This window comes from Buttiauxella sp. (assembly GCF_049686335.1).
In the GTDB taxonomy this organism is placed as follows: Bacteria; Pseudomonadota; Gammaproteobacteria; order Enterobacterales; family Enterobacteriaceae; genus Buttiauxella.
In genome coordinates, this window is the sequence record NZ_JBAVHX010000035.1 from 1 (window position 1) to 19,718 (window position 19,718).

Annotated in this window: 13 protein-coding genes; 6 read left to right on the plus strand and 7 right to left on the minus strand. The window is 48.7% G+C overall.

The features are described from left to right. Nucleotides 1-900 precede the first annotated feature (900 nt). The 6 genes from fimA to sfmF are packed head-to-tail and all read left to right on the plus strand — an operon-like array spanning nt 901 to nt 6,939. A complete protein-coding gene (gene fimA, locus WBL83_RS20745) occupies nt 901-1,467 on the plus strand; it encodes a type 1 fimbrial major subunit FimA (protein ID WP_424590908.1) in 567 nt (188 codons plus the stop codon). A 59-nt stretch (nt 1,468-1,526) separates the two neighbouring features. Beyond that, entirely contained in the window at nt 1,527-2,072 is a 546-nt protein-coding gene (gene fimI / locus WBL83_RS20750) for a type 1 fimbrial protein subunit FimI (RefSeq protein WP_424590909.1), read from the plus strand. A 41-nt stretch (nt 2,073-2,113) separates the two neighbouring features. Further along, on the plus strand, nt 2,114-2,809 hold the full coding sequence (gene fimC / locus WBL83_RS20755; protein ID WP_424591015.1) for a type 1 fimbria chaperone FimC: 696 nt from the start codon (nt 2,114-2,116) through the stop codon (nt 2,807-2,809). Between the two features lie 31 nt (nt 2,810-2,840). Further along, nucleotides 2,841-5,411, plus strand: a complete 2,571-nt coding sequence (locus tag WBL83_RS20760) for a fimbrial biogenesis usher protein (RefSeq protein WP_424590910.1) — start codon at nt 2,841-2,843, stop codon at nt 5,409-5,411. A 9-nt stretch (nt 5,412-5,420) separates the two neighbouring features. Further along, nucleotides 5,421-6,425, plus strand: a complete 1,005-nt coding sequence (gene fimH / locus WBL83_RS20765; RefSeq protein ID WP_424590911.1) for a type 1 fimbria D-mannose specific adhesin FimH — start codon at nt 5,421-5,423, stop codon at nt 6,423-6,425. Further along, nucleotides 6,418-6,939, plus strand: coding sequence for a fimbria assembly protein (sfmF, locus tag WBL83_RS20770; RefSeq protein WP_424590912.1), 522 nt, complete (start codon nt 6,418-6,420; stop codon nt 6,937-6,939). Before fimH ends, sfmF begins: the two co-directional genes overlap by 8 nt. 77 nt (nt 6,940-7,016) lie before the next feature. Here the strand turns inward: sfmF and fimZ are convergent, their stop codons facing one another. From fimZ to WBL83_RS20805, 7 genes are all read right to left on the minus strand, one after another. Further along, entirely contained in the window at nt 7,017-7,649 is a 633-nt protein-coding gene (gene fimZ / locus WBL83_RS20775) for a fimbria biosynthesis transcriptional regulator FimZ (protein ID WP_424590913.1), read from the minus strand. A gap of 567 nt (nt 7,650-8,216) precedes the next feature. After that, nucleotides 8,217-9,002 carry a helix-turn-helix transcriptional regulator gene (locus WBL83_RS20780; RefSeq protein WP_424590914.1) on the minus strand — a complete coding sequence of 262 codons (786 nt, stop codon included), beginning with the start codon at nt 9,000-9,002 and terminating at the stop codon, nt 8,217-8,219. A 240-nt stretch (nt 9,003-9,242) separates the two neighbouring features. Continuing rightward, a complete protein-coding gene (locus WBL83_RS20785; RefSeq protein ID WP_424590915.1) occupies nt 9,243-9,839 on the minus strand; it encodes a fimbria biosynthesis transcriptional regulator FimW in 597 nt (198 codons plus the stop codon). A gap of 412 nt (nt 9,840-10,251) precedes the next feature. Next, nucleotides 10,252-12,339 (minus strand): GmrSD restriction endonuclease domain-containing protein, encoded by a 2,088-nt coding sequence (locus WBL83_RS20790; RefSeq protein WP_424590916.1) that lies wholly within the window; start codon nt 12,337-12,339, stop codon nt 10,252-10,254. Between the two features lie 150 nt (nt 12,340-12,489). Beyond that, nucleotides 12,490-15,738: a type I restriction endonuclease subunit R gene (locus WBL83_RS20795; RefSeq protein ID WP_424590917.1), complete on the minus strand. Its 3,249-nt coding sequence runs from the start codon at nt 15,736-15,738 to the stop codon at nt 12,490-12,492. Continuing rightward, on the minus strand, nt 15,735-17,081 hold the full coding sequence (locus WBL83_RS20800; protein WP_424590918.1) for a restriction endonuclease subunit S: 1,347 nt from the start codon (nt 17,079-17,081) through the stop codon (nt 15,735-15,737). The genes WBL83_RS20795 and WBL83_RS20800 overlap by 4 nt, the downstream gene beginning before the upstream one ends. Further along, nucleotides 17,081-19,444: a type I restriction-modification system subunit M gene (locus WBL83_RS20805; RefSeq protein WP_424590919.1), complete on the minus strand. Its 2,364-nt coding sequence runs from the start codon at nt 19,442-19,444 to the stop codon at nt 17,081-17,083. The genes WBL83_RS20800 and WBL83_RS20805 overlap by 1 nt, the downstream gene beginning before the upstream one ends. Nucleotides 19,445-19,718: the final 274 nt, after the last annotated feature.

Sequence of the window (19,718 nt, forward strand, 5' to 3'; positions counted from 1 at the left end):
TCGATGGAGGCGCATTATAGGGAGTTCTGCTGAGGCTGCAACCCCAAATATGCAGTAATTTGACTGACTGCTGCAATCCCCAGCAAAACCCCGCCTTATACGCAGTTGTGCACAAAGTTATCCACAAAACTATTCAACTCCCCTTGATAAACTCACCTCAAAGTCAGTTAAACCTTCCTCAACAACACCAGAAACGTCCCATGAAGACACGTTTTTCAGCCTCACTGCTCATTTATATCCTCCGCGAAGCCGAATCTTGCGTTCCCAACCGCGAGATCTACCCTAAGCATGCCATCTCCTACTCTTCCTTCTATATATAGGAAGGCGTAAGAAGTTTGGCGGCATGGAGAGCAAAGTTTTTGATGGAAGCAGCATCGTGCGTGAATGTATCCGGCCTCTTGCAAGCGAACTGTTGTGACAGCCGAGCCACGAGGCCCCCCACACGCATTGTTCATTTATATGTACATTTCAGGCTTTCGGTACTATCTGCCAGATGTTTTGTCGTCCCGTTTGTGGAATGCGTGATGAGTGCCTGAAGCGAAATTAACGTTTAAAGCACCAGTTATTTCCTAGGGATTATTAGGACAGAGCTTAGGAGACTTAAAGATTTCGCGGGTATTATTTAGCCCGTATATCTTTTAATTTATCCCTCGTCGCCAGATGGCGTTTTTAATATTCGATTAATTAAATTTATTTCTGAGCTATATCGGAGAGCACTGGCTTGTTTATCAGGCTGGTGGGTGTCGATTCAGCAATCTCTCTAATTAAAGAATAGCGAATTAACTATCTCCGCAGGGATGGGGGAGTTCTCAATGGGCCTTTTACAGGCCGATGATGATTCAAACGGAATAATGAGGGAAGCATTATCCGGATGTGCGCTTAAAACTTGAAGGAATACTCATGAAATTCAGCAAAATCGCTCTTTCTATGGTCGCTGGCATTGCCCTGATGAGCGGCGTGGCACACGCGGAAGATCCAGTCACTACCCCAGTTACCGTTAACGGCGGTACCGTTCACTTTAAAGGTGAGCTGGTGAATGCGGCCTGTGCCGTCAGCACTCAGTCTTCCGATCAGATCGTCAAACTGGGCCAGTACCGCACAGCGTCCTTCACTAAAGCCGGTGATACTTCTGCTCAGATTCCTTTCACTATCGTGCTGAACGATTGTGACAGCACCGTAGCGGCGACCGCTTCTGCTGCATTCGCGGGCCAGACTGACGCGACCGATCCTACTCTGCTTGCGATTAACTCCGGTGACAACTCCACCACCGCTGCAGGCGTGGGTATCGAAATCCTCGACCGCGCTTCCAAAGTGCTGACTCCAGACGGCGCAACTTTCTCTACCGCTCAGAACCTGACCGACGGCACCAACACCCTGCCATTCACCGCTCGCTATAAAGCAACGGCTGCCACCGCTACAGCGGGCCAGGCAAATGCGGACGCTACCTTCGTAATGAAATACGAGTAACAACAGGTACATGGATGAAACAGGCCTCACGGAAGAGGCTGGATCCTGAGAAGACAGACATGATAAGGAAAATCCTGTTCCTCCTGTTACTGGCAGTGGGAAGCCCGGTACTGGCGAAGCGGGTAGTGGTGATTGACGGCGGGAAAGTGCATATGCAGGGGATGCTGGTGAACGGCGCCTGCACGGTTGCGCCGGAAAGCCACGAGATGACGGTGCAGATGGGGCAGTACCGCAGCACTCTATTTCAGGATGTCGGCAGCTATGCGCCCGTGAGCATCCCTTTTGCTATCCGGCTGACCGAGTGCCTCACTGAAGTCTCGGAACATGTGGGCATCGCTTTTCAAGGGGTAACACCCGTTGAAGACCCACAGGTTTTTTTGGCGGCAACCACTATTAATGGCAACGACGCCAGCGCGGGAATTGGGCTTGCCTTATTTGACAGCGAACAGCAGCTTATTATTCCCAATACCGCACCGGGATATTTCGCCCCAATTAAAACCCAGGAAATGACTTTTCATTTCACCGCCCGCTACCGCTCGGTTTCAGAACATATGCAGCCGGGAAATATTCATTCAGACGTCTGGTTCACGCTGGTTTATCCGTGAGTCATCGTTATTCACCCTGTAATTAGATGGTATCTGTCGTGATGAATACTCTTTTTAAATCGGGCGTAGCCGCAGTGCTTTGTCTGTTATTGACCTCATTTTCTGCTCAGGCGGATGGGGGTATTGGCCTGGGCGCGACGCGCGTTATTTATCCCGCCGATGCAAAGCAGACTTCTCTCTCTATTACCAATAGCGACACCAAAGAGCGTTATCTGGTGAACTCGTGGGTGGAAAATAACCTCGGTGCGAAAGACAAAAGTTTTATCGTCACGCCGCCGCTGTTTGTCAGCGAACCGAAAAGTGAAAACACCTTGCGTATTATTTACGTCGGGCCACCTCTGCCAGCCGACCGCGAGTCTATTTTCTGGATGAATGTTAAAGCCATCCCTTCGGTAGATAAAAACACCGTCGACAGCAGCAACGTGCTGCAACTGGCCATTCTCTCGCGCATCAAACTTTTTGTGCGCCCGAAAAATTTACAGATGCAGCCGGAAGAGGCGCTTAAGCAGGTGCGGTTCAGCCGCAGCGGCGGGCATCTGAGCATTCACAATCCATCGCCGTATTACGTCTCCACCGTCAACCTGAAAGTCGGCAATGAGAAGTTGCCGAACACCATGGTTGCGCCGAAAAGCGTGGCACAGGTGACCGTACCTGCGGGTGCGCAAGGGAGTGTCTCCTTCCAGACCGTGAATGACTACGGTGCGGTCACGCCTGTGCAGGCAGGCAGGATGCAGTAATGCAACCTGATCGCAAAAGGGATGCGGGGAAATGATGAAAAAGTCGCTCACGCCGCTTGCGGCGACGATCGTGGCCGCCCTATGGCCTGGGATCAGCGCCGGGGAAAGCTACTTTAACCCGCGCTTTTTGTCCGAGGACGACGCTGCCGTGGCGGATTTATCGCGCTTTGAAAAAGGCAGCCATCAGGCGCCGGGCGAATATCGGGTCGACATCTGGCGCAACGAGGAATTTATCGCGACGGAAGACCTGCGCTTTATTGAAGCATCAGCAGAGCGTCCGGGCGAAACGGTCAAAACCGGCGGGCTAACGCCCTGTCTCGACGTGGGCTGGCTTAAACGCCTGGGGCTCAACATGCTCGCTTACCCGGATCTGGTGAAATACAAAGCCGGTGAATGCGTGCCGCTGGATGAAGCGATTCCGGGTGCGGAAACCACATTTGATTTTGCCAAACTGCGCCTCGACATCAGCCTTCCACAGGCTTCGCTGCTAAACAGCGCACGCGGTTATATTCCACCCGATCAGTGGGATGAGGGTATTCCGGCGGTGCTGGCGAACTACTCCTTCACGGGCAACCGTGGCAGCAACGACGACAACTATTATCTCAGCCTGCAAAGCGGCCTGAACTACGGGCCGTGGCGTCTGCGCAACAACGGCGCCTGGAGCTACACCAGCGGCGATGGCTACCGGACAAACAGCTGGAAAAACATCAGCACTTACCTGCAGCGCACGATAATCCCGCTCAAAGGCGAGATGGTGCTGGGCGACAGCAATACCGGCACCGACGTCTTCGACAGCCTGGGCTTTCGCGGGGCGCGCCTTTATTCGTCCGACAGTATGTATCCGGACAGCCTGCAAGGTTACGCGCCAACGGTGCGCGGCATCGCGCGGACTAATGCCAAAATCACCATCCGGCAGAACGGCTTTGTGATTTATCAGAGCTACGTGTCGCCCGGTGCATTTGCCATTAGCGACCTGAACCCGACCTCCTCCAGCGGTGATCTGGAAGTGACGCTGGAAGAAAAAGACGGCAGCCAGCAGAAGTACACCGTGCCGTACTCCACCGTTCCGCTTTTACAGCGTGAAGGCCGGCTGAAGTACGACCTTGTGGCCGGGGATTTCCGCAGCGGCAACAGCCAGCAGGACAAACCGTTCTTCACCCAGGCGACGCTGATCGCCGGTCTACCCAACGGCTACACGGCCTATGGCGGCACGCAGCTCGCGGAGCGTTACACCGCCGCCGCGCTGGGCCTGGGTAAAAACCTCGGCGAATGGGGGGCCATTTCCATGGATGTGACCCACGCGCGCAGCAAACTCGCCGACGACAGCGAGCATCAGGGCCAGTCGCTACGGTTCCTGTACGCCAAATCACTGAGTGACTACGGCACCAACTTCCAGCTGCTCGGCTATCGCTACTCCACGCGCGGTTTCTATACGCTCGACGAAGTGGCGTACAAAAATATGGAAGGCTATGAGTACGAAGACCAGGACGGCAATCAGCATAAAGAACCGGTGGTGCAGAGCTATCACAACCTGCGTTACAGCAAGCGCGGGCGCTTCCAGGTGAATATCTCCCAGGCTTTGGGCGACTACGGCTCGCTCTACGTTTCCGGCAGCCAGCAAACTTACTGGGGGGCCGACGGAAACAACACCTGGTATCAGGCAGGATATGCCAGCGGCTGGCGCGGTATCAGCTATTCCGTCTCGGCGTCATGGAGCAAATCCGTAGGGATTAATGATTCCGACAGAATTGTCGCGTTTAACCTGTCCGTGCCGTTCAGCACGCTGCTGGGGCACGGCTATTCGCGCGACAGCGCCCTCGACCGCGCTTATGCCACCTTCGCCGCCAGCCGCAACGCCGATGGAGATAACACTTTCCAGACCGGCGTGGGCGGTACTCTGCTTGAGGGGCGCAACCTTAACTACAGCGTGACGCAGGGACGCAGTAGTACCAGTGGCTACAGCGGCAGCGCCAATGCGAACTGGCAGGCGACTTACGGCACGCTTGGCGTCGGCTACAACTATGACCGCGACCAGCACGATCTTAACTGGCAGATGTCCGGCGGCATCGTTGGCCATGCTGATGGTGTGACCTTGAGCCAGCCGCTCGGCGATACCAACGTGCTCATCAAAGCGCCCGGAGCCTCAGGCGTGAACGTCGAAAACCAGACCGGCGTGAAAACCGACTGGCGCGGTTACGCCGTGATGCCATACGCCACGGTCTATCGCTATAACCGCATCGCGCTGGACACCAACTCGATGGATAACCACACCGATATCGAAAACAACGTCAGCAGCGTGGTGCCTACTCAGGGAGCGCTAGTACGGGCGGCGTTCAATGCGCGAATCGGCGTGCGGGCGATTATTACCGTGAAACGCGGTGCGCGTCCGGTGCCGTTTGGCTCGGTAGTACGCGAAGAAACCAGCGGGGCGACAAGCATGGTGGGTGACGAAGGGCAAATCTACCTCAGCGGCCTGCCTCTGAAAGGCAAATTGCTTATCCAGTGGGGCGACGGCAAAGGATCGCAGTGCTTCGCACCTTATTCGCTGCCGGAAGGGAGCCTGAAGCAGGCTGTCGTGATGGCAACCGCCACCTGTTCATAGGATATGAATATGAAATTAAACGTTTCTCTGGTGGGGATCGTGGTGCTGACCTGCGCAGTTCCAGCTCATGCCACAGTCTGCCGGAACGCTAACGGCGTGCCGACGGAGATCTCATACGATCTTTCCAACACTTTTAACAGTTCGAACAACCAGGTGGGGCAAATCGTGACTCTTGCCGAGAAATCGCAGTGGGTCGGCGTCAACGCGACCTGTCCGTCCGGTACGAGCGGGAATACCACGATGCGTAGCTACATCACCACCCTGCCCATTCAGGAAACGTTGGATGGGTACAACTATCTGAAGATAAATGATTATCTCAACGGCGGGATGAAGATAACCGACAGCTATGCGGGCGTTTTTTATCCCCCGCGCAACTACATCCAGATGGGGAATCACCCGAACGTCTCTAAACAGAAGCCGTTCCCGGTCAATGACTCAAATTTAGTTTTTCGCCTGAAAGTGATGCGCCGTTTTATCAATATGGTGCCGATCCCTAAGCAGACCATGTTTACGGTGTATGTCACCACGCGCAACACCGACCCGCTGAACACGCCGGTTTACACCATTAGCTACAGCGGCAAAGTGGAAGTGCCGCAGACCTGTGAAATCAACGCCGGGCAAATCGTTGAATTTGATTTTGGGGATATCGGGGCGGCGTTGTTCAGTCAGGCCGGAGCAGGAAATCGTCCGCAGAGCGTGACGCCGCAAACCAAAACGGTGGCTATCAAGTGCACCAACGTCGAAGCGCAGGCCTATCTGTCGCTGCGCCTCGAGGCGGAGAAACTCTCCGGCGATATGATGGTCTCCGATAACAGCGACGTCGGCTTTATCGTGGCGAACGATAGCGGCATTCCGCTCACGCCGAACAACATGGCCAGCAAGATAAACTTCCGTCTCGACGACGCGGCGGCTGCGCGGGTCAATATCCGTGCGTGGCCGGTTAGCGTGACGGGGAAAAAGCCGGCGGAAGGACTGTTTTCTGCGCGCGGCTACTTGCGGGTGGATTATGACTAAGAATGTCAGGGTATTTGCGCTGGCAGGCGTTCTGGTGGCGGGCAACGTCCTGGCTGATTCTCCGCTCGGGGAGGTCAACATCGAGCTGCGGGGTAAGGTCGTGGATTATAGCTGTTACGTGGAAACGGGCGATGACAACAAAACTGTGCAGCTCGGCACATGGCCTACCAAACAGCTCCGCACCACGGGCAGCACCACGCAAAGTATGCCGTTTACCCTTAAGCTCAACGGCTGCCCGCCGGGCTCAGCGTCTATTACTTTTTCAGGTGTAAAAGTCGCTGGTAGCCCGGATTTGCTGGCGCTCAATGAAACTAGCAGCGCCACCAACGTGGCGGTGGAACTGCTTAATAAAGATAAATCCCGGCTGCCGCTGGACCAGGCAAGCCAGGATGTGGCGATAGACAGTAACGGAAACGCCTCACTGACCTTTCTTGCCAACTACATTGCGATAGCGGACAACCCAAACGCGGGTAAAGCGGATGCAGATGCGACTTTTATGATTAATTATTATTAAGTAGCTGGATGTTCATTACGCAAAAGGAAAAACCGGGATCTTCTGCCCGGTTTTTTCGTTTGCATCGGCGATGCCATCTATAATAATTCTTTGACCCGCGCATAATCGATTAACTCGACGATGGAAGTGACCTGCAGTTTCGAGAATATATTGGCTTTATGGGCGCTAATTGTTTTGTTACTCAATAATAACTGCTCAGCAATTTCTTTATTTGATAAACCATTGGCGAGATAGCGTAATACGGTAATCTCGCGATTAGACAGCGGCATATCATCAATATCGCCCTTACGTGATTTAGGGTGGCTGATGAAATGTAGCGTGTCAGAAGGAAAGAACGAATATCCTGCTAACAGCATTTCCACCGCGCTATAGATATCTTCCTGCTCTTTTCTCTTGCTGACAAAACCGTTAGCGCCAGCCTGAATTGCGCGTCCGGCATAGAATCTCTCGGATTTCGAAGACAGAAAGAGTATTTTAGTATCTTCCTGTATGCTTTTGATTCTCTTGAGTAAAGTAAAGCCATCAACGCCCGGCAGCTCAATATCCAGTATCACCAGGGATACGGGGTGGGTGCGCATATAATCAATGACCTCGCGACCATTGTCGGTCTTCAGCACGACACTGATATTTTTATTTTTCTGTAGCAGCACTTCTATCGACATGCGGACAATAGGGTGCTCGTCCATAATGATTACGGATGCAGGTTTCATTTTTTTTGCCTCGGATTGTTTGAGGAAAACATCGCGTTGACATAACGTCACTGGCAGCGAAAGTTATGAAATGTTGTCAGGCTTATTTTTATGTGCGTGGATACAGGATTCTCCCTGAAAATTATTTCGTCCTTTAAATTATTTATTTCTGATTAGCGATGGGCTCCATGATAAAAACATTTTATTACTATGCTGCGAACGTTTTTCCAATGGATTAATTAGGAGCGGTGATTATACATCCATATTATATGAGAGAAAGTCTGACGTTTCCGACAGGGGGTCATGGCGATATTAAGTTCTGTCTCAAAAGGCTGATGAATTGTTAATTGGTGAAAGCTCCCGCTCTAATTTAAATATTAGGTTTAAAAGTTTTTTTTAAATATAAAAATAGTCTTTAGTGTTAAATGTTTATTATTTGTTAAGTGAATGATTCCCTACGTCACGAGAAAAAGCGTTTGCGGCTGTTCTATGCAGGAGATCGGACAATTCCAGGAAAAGTTATAATTGTTAATTACATGATCTCATTTAACAAAATATAAACATTGAAAATAAGTATTTTCTTAGCTTTCACTCGAAACTCAGTGAGTTATCCTGGGATATTTCCCCGGAAGTTGTCACCGATAATTCATGCAGCAAATGGATGAGCGACTTTCGGCTGCTGAGACCCACGCGTGCGGTCACCCTTCCCAGGGTATAAACGACATAGTGGTAAGGCTTCTTTAATGTGTGGGCAATAAGCTTTAAAGAATGTCCTTTGGCGACCTCCATCAGGATATTCCACTCCCGGTGGGAAAGTGTGTCGTTTTCGCGGGTGTAGTAAGTCTGAACCGGCGGCACGGAACAAGGTTGTTGCATCAATAAACTGGATAAAAACGCTGTCTCAAGGCGGCGTTCGATGACCCGGCAGGCGGCGGCAGCAACAATAAAACAGGTCTGTTCCGGGCTGCGGTTAGCGGTCAGCAGGGTAATGTTGATGCCTGGCCGCTCTACGTGCCATCGGCGTATGGTATTCAGCACATCAATGACCGGCAGTGTCACGCAGTCCAGATCGATAACAATGCGGGGTAGCGGAGTTTGCTCAAACCAGCCCTTCAGTTCTGCAAGGCTGGCACAAACTCGCGTGTTCTGGCATTTAAAAAGATGTTGAGTCAACGCCAGTGAAAGGTACTTGTCGTGGGTGACCAGCGCCATGTCGACGGGCTTGTGCAGGCGCTCGGTTTGGATCTTTTGGTGTAAATATTCGAGACGGTCAAAGACCATCGGTATCGACAGACAGTCTACATGGTGGGAAGCATCGTTGTTGTTACGACGATACCTTCTTTTGCGTGCAGCTAAATACAAATGCTCACTCACAGTCTTTTTGTTCGGCGCCCGGTTAAGAGCACAAAAGGAATAATCAGAAACCGGCAGCCCGTCAATTTCTGATTATGTCGTAAGAAAGTTATTTTGGCAGGATAAAAGCCTGTTTGATATTGGCCTTCACTTAATGGGGGGCGGGAAATTTCTTAATGATGGTTATTTTTCAGACGAGAATTTGTTAAATGAAAAATAAAATACAACCATGATGAGTTATAAATAAATTAGCCGTCAGTCCTATAAAAAAAGCAGATTTGCTTTTATAAAACTCATTAATTCATGCTGATTTCGGAGCTTGAGTTTTCTCATAATAGCCTGGCGATACTGGGTGGCGGTGGCTTGATCAATATGCATCAGAAATGCGGCATCGGCCAGCGAATGGCCGCAGGCGGTGTGCCTGAGAAACTCACGTTCTGCCACAGTGAAGTGTCGGGTAGTGCAGTAGTGACAGACGTTTATCGGGACCGCACGCGTGTTTTTTCCGCGCCTGGCGGGCTCCGTCCAGCGCGCTATTTTGCGGGTTACTTCGTCAATTTCATCTTCACGAAAAATAACCGGAAGCATGTACAGACAGGGGCGAAACATTAGCTTTTCGTGCTCCTGTTTGCGGCAAATAAGAATCACCCTTTGTGCCCGAGTAGTTTGCGGAATTTTATAGCAGTCGGCGCTGATCCAGCCGTCTTCCAGGGACATAAATACCACATCAGCCACGTCCTGATGCTCTGAAGATAAAAAGTGAAAATTTTCGTGTCGTCGTTGGCAAAGTTTTTCAATAATAATTTTTAAGCCGTGAGCGAAATGGCTATTTTTTTCCTGTATCGCAACAGTAAGCATGAATATCCTCTTTGGAAAATAAATCTCAGCGGGATCATAGAGAAAAATTCATGATCAATGAACGACCTGCGACTTAATTCTCTCGTCTTTGAGGATTAGTTATCACCAGGTGCTTTCCTGGCCAGGCAGCGGCAGGTTATAGCGGCGGAAAACCTGGGTCAGAATACGCATCCAACATGAAGCCAGATACTTCTGATTATGAATGGTTCATATTCGCGGTCAGGGTCAATCTTTAAAACAAAGCCTGGAGAATGTCACAAAAAGAAAAATACGAGAGGACACATCCAAGTGAGTCCGAGTTCGATTTATTGAGTATCGGTACCGAGTATTTTCTCCGACTTATATAGTGGATTTTATTTCGTCAAATTTAAGAAACAAAAGGGCTGTTTCCACCCCTTTTGTTTCTTAAAGACTAGTTATCCATTTGTCGCTCAAATGCTTGTGTGACTAAAGACATAACGTAAGGTAAATCCTCAAGTTTCTCGAATCCGATCTCAACATCACCATTTCCCCAACGACCCAAGCTAGTGACATCTTTGCATAATCCACGCGGATCATTAATTTCAGCAAATTGAATATTCAGTGAAAGACGCAGACGCTTTGCTTGCGGTACAACATCCACAAAATTCACCTCAGCTTTATAAGCAATATAAAGCTTCAGAAAGACCTCTGTGACGCAGGGATCAAGTGCCAACGTTGCTTTACGGAATGCTTCAAACAACACCTGAACATGTTCTTTAGCCAGATAGGGATGGTCTTCAAAGCCATAAGTGAGGTTACCTTCACTCTTAGGCTGGTAATTTTTTAGAATATCATCAGGAAGATTGGCACCTGGCCAGACACTGCTTGCCTGTTCGGCCATTTTTTTTGCTCGGGCTATAATGGCTTCTTCACTCCATTTATCAAGAGCCGAAAGCCCGTCATTCAGGCGTAAATGACTGTATTTAAAACCACCTTCCCTCTCGCGCTTATCAGCAAATGAGCGATTGCTATACTCAGAGTTATAGCCCGTCAATGTCAGGTTACCCAGCGAATGACGCCATGTTTCCCATACCCGCTGCCATTCATCTCCTAGCTCAGCTCTCCATGCAGCCGGTACTTTTTCTGTTTGGTTATCGCACTGCGGCATGATGTGTTCGATAGTGTATTCATCTACCGGGATCGGTTCTTTATGCTTATGATTTTCAAGCCTTCTGAGCCAATAGCTACGACTTCTGAAGTTGTAAAGATCGCGGGTCTGAATATCCCTCTTAAACTCCTCATCTGTCGGAAAACGACGATAAGATGGCAGCAACGTAAACGCAGCTTTAAGGCTCTCCAAATATTGGTTCTTATCAAAACTTTTACTCAACCCGGCAAAAGTTTTATTCATTGAGTTGGTTGGTATGGCACATACTGCGCGACGAAATACATAGCTTTCCATCAGGCGCAGGGCTTCCGCGAAGTCGCTTAGTTTCAAAATATCCAGCTGGTAGTCATCATAAAGCTCCAGCATCAGCGGATATGCAACATCCATTCTCAACTCGCGGATATTATGGAATATCTCTTTAAGGTGTTTATTTTTTTCAATACCTAACGCAATGGCGCAATAGTAGGTGGCATATTTATGTATATCTGCAACAGCAGATTCAACAGATTGATTATTGCGACGGAAGTACTGCTTAAACGCCTCATAAATATCATCAATCTTAGGAATGTCACCGGTTTTTACCGTCAGGTAGTGACGCATGAAAGCATCGAACTGTTCGGAGTAAGCCTCCTGACCAAACAGAAGTTCCATTTTACGCCAGTGATCATTATACAACGTCGTTTGGCGCTCATTTTCCAGCCCCATAAGGATGTAATTGCGAATGAGATCGGCCTGGCTTAATTTTTTACCCGTTGAGTTCATGCTTTCAAATATAAGCTGTGGATTATCATGGTCGCGCTGGAGAGATATATCCACCACAATTAATTTGCTGAGTCCTTTACAGACAGTCTCCAACAATTTTTCATTGTTTAGTTTATCTTTAAAGTACTCAAAGTTTTCCTTAACACGTAAAGAGTAATTCTCCGGCAGAGATTTTCCATCGATAATTGCCCGTAACGTCTCGTTATCCGTTTGCGACAGAATAAGTTTATATCGCTTCTCGCCTGACAATAAGGGGTTAGTCAAATAGAAACCACGTAATTGGGCTTGGCTGAACCCTTCAATAAACTCTTGATCGCCAACAGCTTCGGCTAAAGCTGCGATTAACAAAGACACTGTAGTGACGCGCTGTTGACCATCAATAATCAACAAGGGTGATTGAGATGTCACCGAATAAAGCCCATTTTCGATATACACCACGGAACCGATAAAGTGCCCTTGATTGTTCTCATCCAGTCCGCAACGGAGAATATCATCCCACAGCTGTTCACACTCTTTCAGGCTCCATGAGTAAATACGCTGGTAGATCGGGATGACTAACTGAGGTGCAGTCTGCAGAAAGTTGAGCAACTTGGCTTCTTTAGCCTTCATCCTTTAATTTCCTTATTAACAATCCGAACGTCTGAGCAATGGCCGTAATCTATGTCATTGCGATAAATCTGAGGAAAACATTGACTGATATAGACACATTTACCCACGTTCATACCCGTCAACATTTTCACCAATCTGGTCAGCTGAAAATTACGCCCCTTTCAACATATCAAACACCACCCGCGCAAACCCTTTCGCCAGTTCAGGGTTAGACAGATACTGCATCATCATCTCTTGCTGGGCGTCGTTGCTGTCCATCACCGCGTCATCAATCGCTTTAGGGAAATCCCCCAGCATGGCTTGCTCACGGGTGTTATTAGCAATCTGCGTCATCACGGCCTGGTTTTCCGATAACTTGTCGCGCACGGTAAAGGCATAATTAATCATGTCTTTATCGCTAAGGTTATCAGTAATAAACAGGTCATTCAGGCGCGCCAGAATATTCGACAGGAATTCTTCTTTCTTATCCTTCGGCTTGGCTGTACCGACGTCATTACCCGGCTCGATTTTGTACTCTTCGGCGTCTTCCTGAAGTTTGAGATGCTGCTCGTGAAGTTTTGATAAGCGGTAATGGCTCATCTCCACGTTGCTTAAATCAATCTCGTCTTCTTCAATGCGCTGCTCATGGAGTAACGGTCGCAGATGGCGGGCAAACAGGCTGAGCTTCTCCAGTTCCTTGTCATCGTACTCGACGATTTGCGACATAAATTCATAGAAGCGCACAAAACTGCCGAGATCTTTCTTGAAGATATCGAGTTTATCTTTCTCTTGTTTGCAGTCTTTGAAGCTGTTTTCCGCGTTGGTGATCAGCACCACATCGTTGGTTTTTTTCGTGCGTTCAAAGATTTCTTTTGCCAGCTTATAAGCCTCAACGGCAGAGCTATAACGCTTCTTCCAGCGCTCAACGGCAGGTTTGCAGATATTGCTTATCGCGGCGTTAGATTTATTTTTAGTGAAGAAGGCATCACAGAATTGCTCGACTTCATTCCACTGGAAAATACCACTGGTGCGTAGCTTCTGGAACAGCTCAAAGACCAGTTGTGGATCGCTGACATCGGTCAGTTCAGCCGTTTGATAGTAAGGCTGGAAGGCTCCAAGAATTTCTTCGGGTTCGTTGTAGAAATCGAGTACGAATGTGCCCGACTGCGCTTTACCCGGATAAGTACGATTCAGGCGCGATAGAGTTTGTACGCACTCCACACCGCCGAGCGCTTTATCCACATACATAGCGCACAACTTCGGCTGGTCAAACCCGGTCTGGAACTTATTCGCCACCAGCATTACCTGATAATCATCGCTATCAAAGGCTATGCGCATATCCCGGCCTTTCAGCCCTGGGTTCATATTGGTTTCGGTAAACTTCTGGTTCAGCAGTGCGAGGCTATTGTGGTCACTCTCCACAAATTCCACTTCACCAGAAAACGCGACCATGGCGTTAATCTTCTGGTAGTTGTTCTCAGCAATGTATTTATCAAATGCCAGTTTGTAGCGCACCGCCGCTTTGCGTGAACTGGTGACGACCATCGCTTTGGCCTGCCCGCCCAGTAAATGCATTACATGTTTGCGGTAATGCTCAACAATCACTTTTACTTTTTGCGACACGTTATGTTCGTGCAGCGTGACCCACTGGTTCAGTTTGATTTTGGCTTTCTTGCTGTCCACTTCCCTGTCAGGGTCGTCCAGCTTTTGCAGCAGCTTATAGGCCACTTTGTAGTTGGTGTAGTTCTTCAACACATCCAGAATAAAGCCTTCTTCGATGGCCTGGCGCATTGAATAAACATGGAAAGCTTCCGGCTTATTGGTCTTTGATGCGGGTTCCACAGGGTTTGGCTTGCGGCCAAACAGCTCCAGCGTTTTGGCTTTCGGTGTAGCGGTAAACGCGTAGTAGTTCAGATTACTGCTGTTTTTACGCGCGGCAACGGTCGCATCCAGAATATCTTCCGATGACAGCACCACTTCCTCATCCGCTTCGTCTTTCATCAGCACTTCTTTAAGCTGACGCGCCGTAGAACCGCTTTGTGATGAGTGTGCTTCATCGGCAATCACCGCATATTTGCGCTGTTTTAGGCTGACGCTGTTTTCGATGGCTTTCAGTACGTGAGGGAAGGTCTGGATGGTAACGATAATAATCGGCTGTGAGTTTTCCAGCGCACTGGCGAGCTTTTCTGATTTTGAGCCATCGCCTTCTTTATTGTTAATGCGCCCGACCACGCCATCCGCATGTTCAAACTGGTAAATCGTGTCCTGAAGCTGATCGTCCAGCACGGTACGGTCCGTAACCACAATCACCGAATGGAACTGCTTCTCACCTTTCTCATCATAGAGACGGGAAAGCTGGTGGGCAGTCCAGGCGATAGAGTTAGATTTCCCGGAACCGGCGCTGTGCTGAATCAGATATTTATGGCCAGTGCCTTCTACCGCAGCGGCGCTAATCAGTTTATTCACCACATCCCACTGATGGTAACGCGGGAAGATCAGGCTCTCTTTTTTAACTTTTAGCCCATTCCAGTCTTCTTTTTCTTCAATTTGCAGATGCACAAAACTGGCGAGGATTTTCAGCAGGTTGTCTGGGAGCAGCACTTCATTCCACAAATAGCTGGTGGCGTATTCGTTTTCATTCTCGGGGATTTCATTCCCCGCGCCGCCTTCTTTGGTGCCTTTGTTAAACGGCAGGAAGAAGGTGTCATCCCCTGCCAGTTTGGTTGCCATAAACACTTCATACTGGCTGACGGCAAAGTGCACCAGCGCACCACGTTTGAAGGTGAGCAACGGCTCAGGTTTGTTGGTGACAGGGTCTTTCGGCAAACGCGTTTTCTTATATTGTTTGATCGCGTTGTGCACCGCTTGCTTGAATTCGGACTTCAGCTCAAGTGTGGCTATCGGCAGGCCGTTAATAAACAGCACCAGATCGATACGCCATTTCCTGGCTACTGAGACAGTTTCATCCAGTGCAGCTTTGGTGGCATACGGGCTGTAAACCAGTTCTGGCACAATACGGCAGATATTCTGTTTATAACGCGCCAGGGTTTCCGGGTTGAGATTATGCTCGGGCTTAAACTGGCATAGCGAAAAGCGCGCATTATGGCTTTTGATGCCGTGGCGCAATACGCCCAGCGTACCGTAAGTTCGGGACAGCTGATCGGTGGCGTTGTTATCGGCTTTTTTAAGTTGCGCCACCAGCAAGTCGAGGAAATGACGCTCGGTATCGGTTGGGTAAATTTTAGAGAATTTTTCCCACTCCAACGGCTGCGTGTTTTGCACAAAGGCGATGGCATCCTGCGAGAACAAAGCACGTTCGCGGTCATAGCCGTCAGACTTACCACGAATCCAGCCTTTATCTTCCATTTGAGCAATCATTTCATCCTGGAAAATCAGCTCTTTGGTGGTATCCATACTCATGCGGTAGCTTCCTCTGATGCCTCGATATCGCTGGTGTCGGGTGCAACCCAATCGCGCACGTCGATTTTGCCGGTGACGGCGGCGGAGATAAGGGCGGTGCGGCGTTCCTGGAGTAGTTGTATCTGTTTATCCGACCAGTTGAGTAATAAATCAAACTCCGTAGTTTTCTTTAAAAGAAACTCTATAATTTCAAGCTGTTCGTCTATCTTTGGCAGAGCAATCCAAATTTGCTTTGTCTTTTCTTGGTTCATAATTCCAATGGTAGAAGCATTCGATGATTGTTTCATTTGTTCCATTTGGTTTGATAATGAATGAGCTAAATAGTTAGGTTCGATTTTTTCATTCGGCACAATTATGTTGATTTGCTGGTTACATGAAAACAAACTTGCAGCTAAAGCTACCTTCCCAAGGGTAGCCCCAATGCCAATAACAACAATTGAATTCTCGGGGTAAATTTTAGAATCACCATTATGAACCGATGATTTTGATATCTTTTTCTTTGCATCTTGTAAAACTAATGAACCATTAAAATCACCCGGAGAAAACCAATTAATTCCATCAATATCAGTAAATGATTCTGGATTTTTAGGTGTTCCGCCAGTCCCCACAAATGAAGAAAGATATTTTATTTGTGAAACATCCCAATGCTCCGGCACTTCCCCCAACCACTCAACACCAGAATCTTTCATCGCCACATCAGGGTTTAACCCTTTAGTCACAGTATGGCTAATCACTGCCTGACGTTTTTCTTTTAATAGTTCAATCAGTTGCTTCTGCTTTTCGATCAGGTTATCGATTTTTGCGGTTTCGTGATCGAGGAAGGCAGAAATATTTAGCTGCTCTGCTATAGGAGGCAGTAGTAATGGTAATCTTCTGAAGTCCTCAAATTTCATTGATTGCCTCAAACCGCCACCCATGCCGTAAAATACCTTTGTTGTATCGTACGAATGTAACAATCGATACAAAAAAGTAGAATTCATATCAATTTTTGCTTTTAGCTTTAAATAGGCCGATGTAATGATACCATTCTGTTTTGCCAGACCGACACGCAAACTATTTTTATCATTTTGCAGGTCTGTTAACCTTAGGATAACATCCCCATAATCAATGATCTGATATGTATTAAAAGACTCAGGTAAAAGACCAAAGTTAGTCTCTACATCTCGCGGAATAATATTACCATAACTTAATGAGAGTACATTACTCTCTGCACCATCAATATTTTTCTTTGCTGTTGCTTCGCATAATGCGAACGTGGGCTTTACGTACCAATGCGAAGGTATTGAATCAATCCACTCAACCCCAGAATCCTTATACTCCGGATACGCCTTATATTTAGCCATCAGGAATGTACCTCCTGCAGCAACTTCATAATCTCGGCGCTTACGGCATCCAGATCGGCATCAATCTCTTCTAGAGGGCGTGGTGGCTGATAGACATAGAAATGGCGGTTAAACGGAATTTCATAACCTACAATCCCTACTTCATTATCTTGGGCATCGCGCTTATCAGCGTTAATCCAGGCATCGGCAACGTGCGGCAATACTTCTGCTTTAAAGTAGTTTTCAATCAGATCGCTGGTGGCAATAGCAGGGTTTAACGGCACGTTTTCGTTATCACGCAAATCACCATCCTGCTCGAACTCCACCACTTTGCCTTTGTATTCAAATGCACCGTACAGCGGCTGCGCGGCTTCTTTCAGTACCTTTTTCACTACCGGTTCAGCGGCTGGGTTTTTCGTGGTGATGGCGTCGATAAACTGTTTGTTCTCTTTGGTATCGAGCTTAACGCCTGCGGTTTTAATCGCGCCTTTCAGAGTTAACTGGAACTCATTAAAGTCATTACTCACCAGCGCTTCGCCACCCGCTTTAGCACTCAACGCCGTCTGGATTCGCTGCGCCTTATTCATCAATGCACGTTGAGACTGCCACAGCTTGCTATCCAGCAGGTCTTTAATTTGCTTCTCTTTCAGCTCAGCAAATTCGGCTTTGATAATGGCGCGGGCTTCAATTTCGATATCGGCAAAGTCGCCGTAGTTATCGTCTTGCCACTGTGCGGAGAACTCTTCATATAAACGTTCCATCGGTGCATTCAGCGGTTTGGTTGCAAACCGCAGAGTGGCAATCGCTTCGTCAGTCACCTGTGCAGACAAACGCAATGGGCGCTCGATGGTCAGGCGGCGGTAGCCAAAATCAGTGCTATTAAAGATTTTGCTGGCGAAGGTTTTTGGCGCTTCGGTTTTAGCAGTAGCTGACTGGCGACCACGGTTAGATTTTTGCTCCGGTGCTTTCTCAAGCCCCAACTCTTCAAGAGAAGTCGCTTCCACCACTTCAAACTCACCAAAGGTACGGGTGATAAGCTTGATATCGTCTTCGCCCATCAGATTACGCTTGGAACCTAACGATTTACGCATCTTGCCGCACAGGTTGGTGCCATCAATCAACTGGACTTTACCCTTACGCTCCGGGGCTTTCTTATTCGACAGAATCCACACGTAAGTGGCAATGCCGGTGTTGTAGAACATATCCGTCGGCAGCGCGACAATGCCTTCCAGCAAATCGGCTTCCAGAATATAACGGCGGATTTCGCTCTCGCCGCTACCCGCCCCACCGGTAAACAATGGTGAACCGTTGAGGATAATCCCGATACGCCCACCGTTGCTCACCGAGCCATCCACTTTATCGCTATCGCGCATTTTGCTAATCAGGTGCATCAGGAACAGCAGTGAACCATCGGATACACGCGGCAGGCCAGGACCAAAGCGGCCGTTAAATCCTTTTTGCAGATGCTCGTCGTTAATCTCGCCTTCAATCTTTTTCCAGTCCACGCCAAACGGTGGGTTAGACAGCATGTAGTCGAACTGGTCTTGCGGTAACTGGTCATTGGAAAGCGTGTTGCCCAGCTTGATGCGGCTGACATCCTGGCCTTTGATCAGCATATCGGCTTTACAGATAGCATAAGACTCAGGGTTCAGCTCCTGGCCAAATGCGCGCATCACCGCGTTTGGGTTTAGCTCGTGCACATATTCCATGCCAGAAGAGAGGAAACCGCCAGTGCCCGCAGTCGGGTCATAAATGGTGCGGATGATGCCGTCTTTAGATAACGCTTCATCATCTTCCATAAACACCAGCGAAGTGGTCAAACGCACGATATCGCGTGGGGTAAAATGCTCCCCGGCCGTCTCGTTTGAACTCTCCGCAAAACGGCGGATTAACTCTTCAAACACCAGACCCATTTCATGATTAGAAATAGCTTTCGGGCTCAGGTCTGTGGTGGCGAATTTCTTAACGATTTTAAACAGTAGGTTCGCATCATCCAGCAGGCCAACAAACTCACTGAATTTGAAATGCTCAAAGATTTCACGCGCATCCTTTGAGAAAGACTGCACGTAGTTCTCGAGGTTGGCCTTAATGTCGTTCTGCCCCATCTTGCCGAGATCCATCGGCGAGGTATTGAAGAACGACAGGCCTTTGGTAGCTCGTAACAGGAACTTCTCTCGTCCTTCTTCCGGCAATGGGCTTGCCTTCAGCTTCTCCGCTTCCGCAACCACAGCATCTTTGGTCGGCGCTAACACGCACTCAAGACGGCGCAACAGTGTAAAAGGCAGAATCACGCGCCCGTACTGGGACTGCTTAAAGTCACCGCGAAGCAGATCGGCGACCGACCAGATAAAGGCAGCCGTTTGAGAAAAGTTTGTGTTAGTCATAGTGTTTCCAGGAAAGCTTTAATGAATGATCCACCGTCTGCGATCGACAACCTTATCGATTAGGCAAACGCCAGATGGAATAATGAGATGAACAAAATCATACAGCGCACGTGAATGAGTACAAGCACCAAATGCCTTAGATTAATGACTGAGAAAATGTCATTAACATTGAGAACGCTTATGCGTTATATCGGACCCATTTTCTTAGAGAGTACCCTGACCTACCCAATCCTCTGAATTTTAGAACTTAAAATTTTCAAATAAGCCTAACCAC